Below are 11,633 nucleotides of genomic sequence, written 5' to 3'. Positions count from 1 at the left end.
CGGCCGGCGGCTGGTACGTCTACAACAGCCGCAAGAAACGCGAGGCGGAGAAGGCCAAGCAACTCCAAGAGATCAAGCAGATGGCCACCGAGGACGTCGTACGCCTCGGTGAGGACGTCGCCCGCTTGGAGATCGACCTGTCCAAGGTGGACGATGCGACCCGGAGCGACTACTCGCGGGCCATGGACTCCTACGACCAGGCCAAGTCACTACTGGACACCATCCAGGAGCCGGAACAGATCAGGATGGTCACCAGTGCCCTGGAGGACGGCCGGTACTACATGACGGCCACCCGTGCCCGGATGAACGGGGACCCGGTGCCGGAGCGGCGCGGCCCCTGCTTCTTCAATCCACAGCACGGCCCGTCCAGCGAGGACGTGACCTGGGCGCCGCCCGGTGGTACGCCCCGGTCGGTCACCGCCTGCCCGGCGTGCGCCCAGGCGGTGCGCACCGGTGGTCAGCCGGACGTGCGCATGGTGGAGGTCGACGGTGACCGTCGACCCTACTACGACGCGGGCCCGGCCTACTCGCCCTACGCGGGCGGCTACTTCGGCATGAACATGATGATGGGCATGTTCACCGGCATGATGATGGGCTCCATGATGGGCTCGATGATGGGTGCCGGAATGATGGGCGCCGGTATGGGAGACCCGGGCATGGAGGACGCCGGCGGCGACTTCGATGGCGGAGGCGACTTCGGGGACTTCGGCGGCTTCGACTTCTGACCACTGGTGAGCGACAAGGCCCCGGGGAACGAACGGTTCGTTCCCCGCGGCCTTCGCGTGCGCCGGAGCAAGGGTCCGGTCTCGGGCCAGAAGCGGTCTCAGCCCATGGAAGAGGTCGAGGTGGCTCCTCCCGCACGCTCCAGGACCCATCGGCACACGGCCTCGACGGTGTCCGAAGGGGGCGACCCGGTGGTGTCCAGCAAGGTCAGGGGGGCTTCGAGCCGGTCGGCCTCGGCCACCAACCACTCCTGGTACTCCAGGGTCTCGTCGATGCGTTCCTCGTCCCAGCCCCGCCAGGCCGGGCGGGCGCGCAGCCGTCGGGTGAGGACCTCCGGGGCACAGGTGAGCACCAGGTAGTGCACCCCGTCGAACAGGGCGCGCTCGGGCAAGTGCTCCAGTTCCGGAGGGGCCACCGTCCCGCAGAGCACGACCGGTCGACCGTTCTGTTGCACCATGGCGGCGGTGCGCAGCCAAGTGGAGCGGAACAGACGGTGGTCGGCGGCGGGGTCGCGTAGGCCGCCCACCCACAGAAGGTCCTGTTCGAGCACTACGAAGCGCTCCCTCAGAGCGACCGGCAGGGCGCGCGCCACCGTGGACTTCCCGGTGCCGCTGGGCCCGGCCACGCATAGCAGGGGCAGGCGCAAGTAGGGGCGGGTGAGCCCGCAAGAGGCACAACGCAGCAGGTTCGGGCCCGCGCCCGTGTCGGGTTCGGGATCCCATTCTCCGCAGTGCCCACAGATGAGAGGGTGCATGGTCGACTCAGTCGAAGAGCTGTTCCAAAAAGCTCTTGCGACGGCGACGATAGGGGCGCGGTGAGTCGCGGTAACCCTGGTAGACGCCCGGGGAGTCCGGCCGGTACCCGCGCGGGGAGTCGGGGCGAACGCCGTAGCCGGCTCCCGGGGCATAGGGGTCGGGGGGTGGTGGCATGTTCGGGTCCGGGGGCGCCATCCCGTAGTGGCGTTGTTCGGCGGTGACGATACGCTCCAGCTCGCCCCGATCGAGGAAGATGCCTTGACAGCCGTCACAGCGTTCGATGTGGACGCCTTGGCGGTCGAAGGTGCGCATCTGGCTTTGGCATTTCGGGCAGATCACCTGGGCAAAGTACGCTCATCGAGGTCAAGGCCGGTTAAGGTCCCGCCCGGAACCCGCCGTGTGCCCTACACCGATTCACACGGCGGGCGGGTTTCGTGGTTACTCGGGTGAGGCGAGCATGAGGGAACGGGCCGCCTCGGTCACGCTGCCCGACAACGACGGGTACACCGAGAAGGTGTGCGCGATGTCGTCCACGGTCAAACGCTGCTGCACCGCGATCGACACCCCGAGGATGAGTTCGCTGGCGCGCGGACCGACGATGACGCCGCCCAGGACGATACCGGTGTGCTGGCGGCAGATGAGCTTGACGAAGCCTTCCTTGACCTCGTTCATCTTGGCGCGCGGATTGGTGTTGAGCGGCAGGGTGACGACCCGACCGTCCACGCGCCCGCTGCGGATGTCGTCCTCGCTGACACCGACCGCGGCCAGTTCGGGGTGGGTGAACACGGTGGAGGCGACGGTGGACAGCTGGAGTGGGGCCACGGCCTCGCCCAATGCGTGCCACATGGCGATGCGTCCCTGCATGGCCGCCACCGAGGCCAGCATGTTCACACCGGTGCAGTCACCGGCGGCGTAGACCCCGGGAACGGTGGTGCGGGAGACTCGGTCGACCTCGACGAAACCACCGTCACCGAGGCGAACCCCGGCCTCCTCCAAGCCCAGTCCCTCGGTGTTGGGGAGCATACCGACGGTCATCAGACAGTGGCTGCCGTCGACGGTACGGCCGTCGGAGAGGGTGACGCGGACCCCGTCCTCGGTGCGCACCACCGATTCTGCGCGGGTCTGACTGAGCACGGTCATGCCGCGACGGGCGAAGACCCCTTCCAGAACCTCGGCCGCGTCGGAGTCCTGGGTGGGCATGACCAGCTTGCGGGAGGAGACCAGGGTGACGTTGGACCCCAAGGCCTGATAAGCGCCGGCGAACTCGGCACCGGTGACACCGGAACCGACCACGATGAGCTCGGCCGGAAGTTCCTTGAGGTCGTAGAGGTGGCGCCAGGTGAGGATACGCTCGCCGTCGGGCTTGGCGGTGGGCAGTTCACGGGGGTGGGCACCCGTGGCCAGCAGAACGACGTCCGCACGGATCCGGCGGTCGTCGACGGCCACGATGCGCGGGTCGACCAGGCGGGCCTCACCGGCGACGACCTCCACGCCCTCCTTGATCAGGCGAGCGCGGGTGTCGTCGGATTGGGCCTGAGCCAGGCGTTTGATCCGCCCGTTGACCTGATGGACGTCGACCTCGACGGCGGGCTCGTCGGCCTCGGCCTCGGGGATGTGGATGCCCAGCATCGAGGACTCACGTACGTAGCTCGTGCGGGTCGAGGTGGCGATGAGGCTCTTGGAGGGAACGCAGTCGGTGAGGACGCAGGCGCCGCCGATACCGTCGCGTTCCACCACCGTCACGTCCGCACCGAGCTGCGCTGCGACCAGAGCCGCCTCGTAGCCCCCGGGACCGCCACCGATGATCACGACCTTCGTCACGCTGCTTCACTCCCTCTGCGGGTGATGCGTCATGCCCGTTCCCGATCCGGGCGATTTCGGGCACGACGGAGCACCACCTGGTTTAATCGCTTATCCCCATTGTCGGTCATCCTCACCGCCGAAAATCTCAGGCGCTCCGCCCGTTTCCTCTCGGGCACGGGCGAGCCCTCCGGTTCGCCCCGTGCGACCTGCCCGGACGCGATGAACACCATGTATGGGCGGTCTCGGAGTCCACACCTCATGCCCCTGCCGTTCGCCCTGGCCCGGCCATGGGGCACCTGGAGGGGTGGGCGGCCGGCCGGTTCGCATCACCACCGAGCGTTGCGCTGTGCGATTATGAGGTGACCGAAAGGTAGCATCCCACGTGTGAGTGGATCAGAGCTGCGGACGACCGACGAGGCCAAGGCACTGGCGGAGTCGACGGCCGAGGAATTGTTGTTCCGTACGGGTGCCGACAGTTTCGACGCCTTGGTGGTGCTCGGGTCCGGTTGGACCGGAGCGGCCGACACCCTGGGCGCGTCGGACATCGAGTTCGACGCGGTGGAGCTCACCGGGTTCGTGGAGCCCACCGCCGAAGGCCACAGCGGTCGTGTTCGCAGCATGTGGGTAGGCGAGAAGCGCGTCGTGGTCTTCATGGGCCGTGTGCACATGTACGAAGGGCACGACCCGATGGTCGTCACGCACGCCGTGCGCACCGGTATCGCAGCGGGTGCACGGATCGCCCTGCTCACCGGCTCGGCCGGGTCCCTGCGCACCGACTTCTCTCCCGGCCAGCCGGTGATCCTGCGCGACCACGTCAACCTGACCTCGCGGTCACCCCTGGTGGGCCCCGGCTTCGTGGACCTGGGTGAGGCCTACAGCCCGCGTCTGCGCGAGATCACCCGTCAGGTGGACGCCTCACTGGCCGAGGGTGTGTACGTGACGACGCCCGGACCCCAATTGCAGACCCCGACCGAACTCAAGATGCTGCGGCAGGTGGGTGCGGACGTGGTGGGACGGTCGATCCCCATGGAGACCATCGCCGCCGTGGAGATGGGCGCCGAGGTGTTGGGGCTGGCCATGATCAGCAATGACGCGGTGGCGACCATGTTCGAGCCCTTCGAGGAGGACAGGGCCCTGGAGATCGTCACCCGACGTGCCCGCAGGCTCGGAGAGCTGCTCAACCGGGTGCTCACCGCCGCTTGATCCCGCCGGCCCGGTCTCCCCGGCCGGTGCGGAGAGCGGAACGTACGCGAAGGACCCGTCGAGTTCGAGACGAACTCAACGGGTCCTTACACGTTCACGACGATCAGGGAACCCCCGACCGGTCTCGACGTGTCCGATACCGGCGTGGCGAGCGTACACCCCGAGGCCATGGAGTGGACGGCACCGGGCGTGGAGGCGGCCGGGGTGAAAGGTTCCCCCGGTGTGCCGCCGCGCGAGGTCCCCGCAGACCCTGTTGGACTCGCGGCGCGCACACCTGTTTTCTTCCCGTTATTCGATTGAACCGCGCGCGTACCCATGGGGAAGGTCCAGTGGATGGCCATCCGCGCGGAGCCCGCCCACTCGGAAGACTTCCCTTAGGCATGCCTAACCTAACCAGAATTTCGGCGGTCGCGTCAACTCCATGGCCGAAAAAATCGGGCCCGGCCTTCGCGCGATACGCGAAGGCCGGGCCCAGCGTGGGCAGAGGCGGGCTCTTGGGGGATCAGGTCAACAATAGGACCGCGAGGAACTGCACCGTCGCCGCCACGGCCACCACGATGACCTCCAAGGGGATCATCGTCTGTGGCCGATCCTCGACGCCCAGCGCGGCCGGTCCTTCCTCGTCGATCTCCTTGATGGGACCACTCAGCGGACGTGCCTTGTACCGTTCGGCGTCCTGACGCAGATCACGAGCGATCAGCTCCACCGGGCGCATCTTCGTGGGGTCATCGTCCTCACCGGGATCCAGGTAGCCCGAGTCCTTACGCAGGTTCTCCCGCACCTTGGCCCGCTTGGTCTCTCGCAACGGCCAGGAACGGAACGTCCCCTCCGGGGTGTGCACGCGCAGAACGTCCAATACGTCCACCCACACCACGGCCGACCAGGGAACGAAGGTCTCACGCAGCGGGTTGACCATCCGGATTCCGCGTGGTGTGGAGACCACCCGGGGCCGCAGCCAGAGCAGGTAGACCCCGGCGATGGTCAGCAACAGCACCGAGCCGGCGATCCAGGCCATCCGGTCCGTGCCCCGCATCACCAGGTCCAGCAGGAGTAGGGCCGCGACGACGATCCACGCGATGGCCATCACCCTGGAACTCGTCGACGCGTGGGTGACGTTGGTGCCCCGGGCGCCGTCTCTGTCCCCGGTCATCAATCCGTCGCCCACTTGAGCTGTGCGAATCCGGGCTTGATGATGCCGTTGATCAGCGCCAGACGCTCGTCGAAGGGTAGGAAGGCCGACTTCATCGCGTTGACCGTGAACCACTGCAGATCGTCCCAGTCGTAGTCGAACGCCTCGCTCAGCTTGGCGAACTCCTCCGACAGGGTGACCCCGCTCTGGAGACGGTTGTCGGTGTTGACCGTGACCCGGAAACGCAGATCCCGCAGGAGCCCGATCGGGTGCTCGGCGATGGACTCGGCGGCCCCCGTCTGGACGTTGGAACTGGGACACATCTCCAGCGGCACACGCTTGTCACGCACGTACTGCGCGAGACGACCCAGCCGAGGCGCCCGGCCCTCCTCCAGGGTGATGTCGTCGATGATGCGCACACCGTGGCCCAGGCGGTCGCATCCACACCACTGGAGGGCCTCCCAGATGGAGGGGAGCCCGAACGCCTCACCGGCGTGGATGGTGAAGTGGAAGTTCTCCCGTCGCAGGTACTCGAAGGCGTCCAGGTGGCGGGTGGGCGGGTTGCCCGCCTCCGCGCCCGCGATGTCGAAGCCGAAGACCCCGAAGTCGCGATAACGCACGGCCAGTTCGGCGATCTCCGAAGAACGCGCCGCGTGCCGCATGGCGGTCACCAACTGCCCGGTACGGATGCTCCGACCGGCCTCGGCCGCCCGCTTTCGTCCCAGTTCCAGACCTTCCTGGACGGCCTCGACGACCTCTTCCAGGCTGAGTCCGCCCTCCAAGTGCTGCTCGGGCGCGTAACGCTGTTCGGCGTAGACGACACCGTCGGCGGCCAGGTCCTCGGCGGCCTCGGCGGCGACCCGTACCAGGGCCTCCCGTGTCTGCATGACCGCCGTGGTGTGGGCGAAGGTCTCCAGGTACCGCTCCAGCGAACCGGAGTCGGAGGCGTCCCGGAACCAGCGACCCAGTTCCCCCGGGTCATAGGTCGGAAGACCGGTGTAGCCCACCTCGCGGGCCAGTTCGACCACCGTGGCCGGACGGAGTCCTCCGTCGAGGTGGTCGTGTAGGAGCACCTTGGGCGCACGTCGGATCTGTTCGACAGTCAGTGGCTGCTTCATCCCCTCAGGATGCCATCGAGCCATGAGCACCCCGACACGGTGTCCCGAAGTTGCCGAAAATCCGGCAGAAGCGCACCGATCAAAGGCCCCGAACGAACACTTCCCAGGTCAGGCCAGGGCCTCACGGTCCAGTCGAGCGCCCTGGCGAGTGATGTCCCACAGCGCGGTGAGCGCCGTGGTGACCATGAAGCGGGTTCCCACGCCGATGGCACGTTCGTCCACGTCGAAGGTGCCCCGGTGCAGGTCGAGCATGGGCCCCTCCCAGTCCGGGGAGTGGGTGCCCAGTCGAGCCAGTGCGCCGGGGGCGTGCTCCAGGTACCAGGCGAAGTCCTCTCCGCCCAGGCTCTGTGGCGTGGACGACGCGGCCTCGACGCCCAAGGCCAGGGTGACGGCCTCGCGCATGATGTCGACGCTGGTGGACTCGTTGATGGTGGGCGGTACCCCGCGACGGTAGGTGACCTCGGCCTCGGCACCGTAGGCACCGGCGACGGACTCCACCAGTCCCTTGATGACGTCGGGGGCCTGGTGCCAGGCCTCGTCGTCCAGGCAGCGCACCGTGGCCTCGGCCACGGCGTCGTCGGGGATCACGTTGGGAGCCGAACCGGCGCTGATGCGTCCCCAGACCAGGCTGAACCCGGCTCGGGGGTCGATGCGTCGAGAAAGCGCCGCCGGCAGTTCGGTGACGACCTTGCCGAGCGCGTAGACCAGGTCGGAGGTCAGGTGGGGACGAGCGGTGTGGCCGCCGGGACCGGACAGGCGGACCATGAGCTGGTCACAGGCCGCCGTGATTCCGCCGGTACGCAGCCCCACCTTGCCGAGCACGAGCCGGGGGTCGCAGTGCAGGGCGAAGACCCGCTCCACTCCTTCCATCGCGCCGGCTTCGATCACCTCCACCGCCCCACCGGGGAGTTCCTCGGCGGGCTGGAACAAGAGCCGTACCCGGCCGGGGAGCGCGCCCGCGCGAGCCTGCTGGGCGAGGAAGATTCCCGTCGCCAGCAGGACCGTGGTGTGCACGTCGTGCCCGCAGGCGTGCGCGGCGCCCGGCACGGTGGAGCGGTAGGGGACGTCCTTCTCGTCGACGAGGGGGAGCGCGTCGATGTCCGCGCGCAGGGCTACGAGGGGGCCCGGACCCTCCCCGACGTCGCAGATCAGGCCGGTGCCTTGAGGGAGTTCCTTGGGCAGCAGTCCCACGGCGCGAAGGCGTTCGGCGATGCGGCCCGTGGTGCGGTGCTCGGCGAAGGCGAGCTCCGGGTGCATGTGCAGGTCCCGGCGGAAGCCCGTGAGCTCCCGTTCATGGCGAGCCAGAAAAGCCGTCAACTGTTCCGGCAGGTCACGTCCCCGCATAGGAGGGTCCCCTCTACTTCACACGTCGTTATCGCACACCGGCTCCGTCACCGACGCCGACCGTCGCGCAGGCGGGATCCGCCGCGAACTCGGCGGAGAGCAGGTCCACGACGTCCTGGAGCGTTCCTCCCTGGGAGACGATCGCACGTTGGCGTTCGTAGGAGGCGCCCTTGTCCAAGATCTCGGAGATCAGGTCCAGGTCCTCCGCGCAGCCCAGGCGGGCGGCGACCGGTGTCAACTCGCGGACCAGCTCATAGAGGTCATCACGGAGCGGAACCGTGGTTCCGTGTGCGTCCGTGATGACGCGAGCGTCGAGCCCGTAGCGGGTGGCCCGCCACTTGTTGTCCTTCACCACCCAGGACGGCGGGCTGGGCAAGCTGTACCCGCGGTCGAGCTGGTGATCGAACAGCTCCACCAGACTCTGTGAGAGAGCGGCGGCCATTCCCACCTCGCGCAGGGTGGGAATCCCGTCGAACATCCGGATCTCTATGGTGCCGAAATCCGGGTGCGGACGGATGTCCCACCACACTTCCTTGATAGAGGCGATGGTACCCGCCCTGAGAAGGGTTTCGAGGTATTCCTCGAAAGCGGACCAGCCGGGGAGGTTCGGCGGTGGCCCGGCGGTGGGGAGCGAGCCGAAGACAACGGACCGTGTGGAAGCGAGTCCGGTGTCGTATCCGCCCCAAAATGGGGATGAAGCACTCAAAGCCAGAAAATGCGGCATGTACTTCGCAAGCGCGTTCACGATCGGAATGGCTTTCGCCTGACCACGAACTCCGACGTGGACGTGGACCCCACAGGTCAGGATGCGTCGGGCGAGCCACTGCATCTGCTCCACCAACTCGCCGTACCGCTCGCCCGGGCTGAGCCGCTGCTCCCGCCAGTGGTCCATCGGATGGGTCCCCGAACAGGTCAGAACGGTGCCGCGGGGTTCGAGCACCCCCCGCATCCGAGCGATGTTTCCGGCGAGGTCGCGTTTGGCCTCCTCCACCGTTTCACAGATCCCGGTCACCACCTCCACCTGTGACTGCATGAGTTCGTGGCGAAGTGGCGGGGCCTCCGTTTGGCTACTGAGGTCCGGCAGTTCCGCGAGGAGCCGTCCCGCTTCCTGTCTCAGGTGACGGCTGTCCCGGTCGACGAGTTGGAGTTCCCACTCCACTCCCAAGGTCGCGCGCTCGGACGCCTCGAATGCGATTCCCATCTGCCCTCCGCAAGGTGTGGACGGCCACTCGGCCGACCCGCCCACTCGGCCCGGCGAACCGACCCACCGGGACACGAGAGGACTACCCGCCGTACACGTCGCGCATACGGACCAGAGGCCCAATAAATACGGGAATTCACCAAATAGGACTTTTCGCGCTATTGGCCCTTTTCCTCACCACGTCGTAGCACCGAAGCCACACCTCCCGCCGCGGCCACCGCCCCCACCAGTGACAGACCCACGGCGAGCACCCGCTGGGCCGACCGGCGCCGCGCCGACTCACGTGCGTCAGGGCGCGACACCGGGAGCGGGCGTGTCCAGTCCATACCGAGTTCCTCGGGCAGCGGCAGCGAGCCCGTGTACGGGGGTGACACCGGCAACCAGGTCGCCGTCCACGCCGCGCTGAACATCACCAGACGCATCACCAGGTTGATCCAGACCAGCACTCCGACCAGGACCGCGAAGGAGGCATAGACCGGGTTGGTGAGGGTGCCCGCGAGCAGGGTCGCGGCCAGGGTCTTGAGCGCCTCGAACCCCACCGCGCCCAACGAAGCGCCCAACCACGTCGCGCGGGTCGGTCGCCCCTCCCCCGACAGCAGCGTGAACACCAGCAGGAACAGGAGCATGTTCACGCCGATCGCGATCACCACCGCCAAGGCACGCAAGGACAGGTTGGCCACCAAGGACCCGTCCAGCCCCACCAGCGACAACAGTTGGACCGTGGCGGTCTGCATGACACTGGTGAACGCCACCGTGAACAGCAACGCGATGCCGAGTCCCACCATGACCAACAGGTCGCCCAGCTTGCGAAGCACGAAGTTCGGTCCCTGGCCGAGGTCCCTCAGCCAGATCGCGTGCAACGCCTCCCGCAACGCGGACACCGCGTTCGAACCCGCGTACAACAGACCCAGGGCACCGATCACACTCGCGCCCACCCGGGCGTCCGCGATCTGTTCCATCGGCAGTTGCCGCGACAGCCCCGGCAGCACCTCGTCCAGAGCCTGCTCCAGGTACGCGGTGAGCTCGACCTCACGCGCCGCGAGGAAACCCACGACGGCGAAGGCCAAGGCCAACAACGGGAAGAAGGACAGGAAGGCGAAGTAGGTGACCGCACCAGCCAACCGGGTGCCGTTGCGGTCCGCGTAGCGCTCGTAGGCGCGTACCAGGTGGTCCACGAACGGGCGACGACGCCGTAGGTCCCAGTAGGAGTCCATCGCCAGGTTCTGGTAGCGCCGAGCCATGCCCTTGACCCGTTCCAACACCTCGGCCATGGTCCTCCCCGCCATCGTGGGTCGCCGTCACTTCCGCTCGGCGTCCGAACGCCAGGACGCCCGTCGTCCAGCGTCAACCTAGCCCTGCCCGTTGAGGAGGGGAAAACCCCCACGCCAGGGGAGATCGAGCCCACGGCAGACTGGAACCGTGGATTCGCACGAATTCGCACACGCCGGTGCGAGGGAACGGGGGCGGAACGTGGGTATCACCGGGGCACGGTTGCGCGCGGTGTTGGGGGTGGGCCATCCGGGCCCGTTGGGCGAGTGGCCCGAGGTCGCCCCCGGAACGGACACGCTGGCGGCCGAGTTCACGAAGCGGTTCGGCTCCGGGCCCGCAGGAGTGTGGCGCGCGCCGGGACGACTGGCGCTGATGGGTGAGCACACCGCGGCCATCGGTGGTCCCGCCCTGTTCGTCGCCCTGCCCTGGGGGGTCACGGCCGCCGTCGACACCTCCGAGGATGGACGTGTCCGTCTGGCGAGGCCCAGCGGCCCCCTGGGCGACCGACATCGCGCGGTCGTCGAAGTGACCTCGGTGGTGACCGCCGCTCGTGCCCGGGGCCTGCTGAGACCCTCTCAAGGGGTGCGGGTGGTGTTCGACGCGGACCTGCCCGCACACGCTTCCCTGGGGCACTCCGCCGCGTTGGGCGCCGCCGTGACCCTGGCCCTGACCGAACTGGCAGAGGCCGACCCGTCCAACGGCCTGCCCACCGAGCCGCCCGTGGCCCACAAGGTGTGCCTGCTCGCACGGGCCGGACAGGTGGTGCGGGTGAATCAGGGCAGCGGTCGACTCGCCCTGTTCCCCTTCGACCTGGCAGCGGCCGACCTGCGTCTGGTCGTCATGGAGACCGGTGCCCTTCCCCGACGTGATCCGCGTCCGGCCCGTACCGCCCAGCTCACCCGGGCCCAGGAGTCGTTGGGGCCGCTTCGAGCGATCCAGGACCTACCGGCGGCCCTGCGCGGCCTACAGAATCCCGTGTTGCGCGACCGGGTGGAGTACGCCGTCACCGAGAGGCATCGACTCAACGCGGCGGTCGGGTTGCTGCGTGAGGGCCGGTTCGGCGATGTCGGTCCCATCCTGTCCGCCTC

The 11,633-nt window shown here is 68.1% G+C and carries 10 protein-coding genes and 1 pseudogene; 3 read left to right on the top strand and 8 right to left on the bottom strand.

Going from position 1 to position 11,633, the window contains the following annotated elements:
• Positions 1–725, top strand: a pseudogene (locus tag D472_RS0105250) (chemotaxis protein CheA); the annotation flags it as partial.
• A gap of 98 nt (positions 726–823) precedes the next feature.
• On the opposite strand, the gene D472_RS0105245 reads toward D472_RS0105250, so the two are convergent.
• The 3 genes from D472_RS0105245 to D472_RS0105235 form a co-directional block, all read right to left on the bottom strand.
• A complete protein-coding gene (locus tag D472_RS0105245; protein ID WP_017603456.1) occupies positions 824–1,477 on the bottom strand; it encodes an AAA family ATPase in 654 nt (217 codons plus the stop codon).
• Between the two features lie 7 nt (positions 1,478–1,484).
• Complete coding sequence (locus D472_RS0105240) at positions 1,485–1,817, bottom strand: TFIIB-type zinc ribbon-containing protein (RefSeq protein ID WP_083903387.1); 333 nt, start codon at positions 1,815–1,817, stop codon at positions 1,485–1,487.
• Positions 1,818–1,916: 99 nt separating this feature from the next.
• A complete protein-coding gene (locus tag D472_RS0105235) occupies positions 1,917–3,299 on the bottom strand; it encodes an NAD(P)H-quinone dehydrogenase (RefSeq protein ID WP_017603454.1) in 1,383 nt (460 codons plus the stop codon).
• A 366-nt stretch (positions 3,300–3,665) separates the two neighbouring features.
• Between D472_RS0105235 and D472_RS0105230 the strand changes: the two genes are divergently transcribed.
• The gene (locus D472_RS0105230) at positions 3,666–4,484 is read left to right on the top strand and encodes a purine-nucleoside phosphorylase (RefSeq protein ID WP_017603453.1); all 819 of its coding nucleotides are present in this window, start codon (positions 3,666–3,668) and stop codon (positions 4,482–4,484) included.
• A gap of 502 nt (positions 4,485–4,986) precedes the next feature.
• Here D472_RS0105230 and D472_RS0105225 read toward each other — a convergent pair.
• The 5 genes from D472_RS0105225 to D472_RS0105205 form a co-directional block, all read right to left on the bottom strand.
• Positions 4,987–5,634 (bottom strand): PH domain-containing protein, encoded by a 648-nt coding sequence (locus D472_RS0105225; RefSeq protein ID WP_017603452.1) that lies wholly within the window; start codon positions 5,632–5,634, stop codon positions 4,987–4,989.
• Complete coding sequence (locus tag D472_RS0105220) at positions 5,634–6,731, bottom strand: adenosine deaminase (protein ID WP_017603451.1); 1,098 nt, start codon at positions 6,729–6,731, stop codon at positions 5,634–5,636. The genes D472_RS0105225 and D472_RS0105220 overlap by 1 nt, the downstream gene beginning before the upstream one ends.
• 108 nt (positions 6,732–6,839) lie before the next feature.
• Positions 6,840–8,075 (bottom strand): amidohydrolase, encoded by a 1,236-nt coding sequence (locus D472_RS0105215; protein ID WP_017603450.1) that lies wholly within the window; start codon positions 8,073–8,075, stop codon positions 6,840–6,842.
• A gap of 28 nt (positions 8,076–8,103) precedes the next feature.
• Positions 8,104–9,276, bottom strand: a complete 1,173-nt coding sequence (locus D472_RS0105210) for a glutamate--cysteine ligase (protein ID WP_017603449.1) — start codon at positions 9,274–9,276, stop codon at positions 8,104–8,106.
• 158 nt (positions 9,277–9,434) lie between these two features.
• Entirely contained in the window at positions 9,435–10,547 is a 1,113-nt protein-coding gene (locus tag D472_RS0105205; RefSeq protein WP_017603448.1) for a YihY/virulence factor BrkB family protein, read from the bottom strand.
• Between the two features lie 148 nt (positions 10,548–10,695).
• Here D472_RS0105205 and D472_RS0105200 point away from each other — a divergent pair.
• Positions 10,696–11,633: galactokinase family protein (locus D472_RS0105200; RefSeq protein WP_017603447.1), on the top strand; the 938-nt coding region annotated here is incomplete at its 3' end.

The sequence above is a fragment of the Nocardiopsis alkaliphila YIM 80379 genome, assembly GCF_000341005.1.
Taxonomy (GTDB): Bacteria; Actinomycetota; Actinomycetes; order Streptosporangiales; family Streptosporangiaceae; genus Nocardiopsis; species Nocardiopsis alkaliphila.
This window is presented reverse-complemented; position numbering and strand designations above follow the sequence as displayed.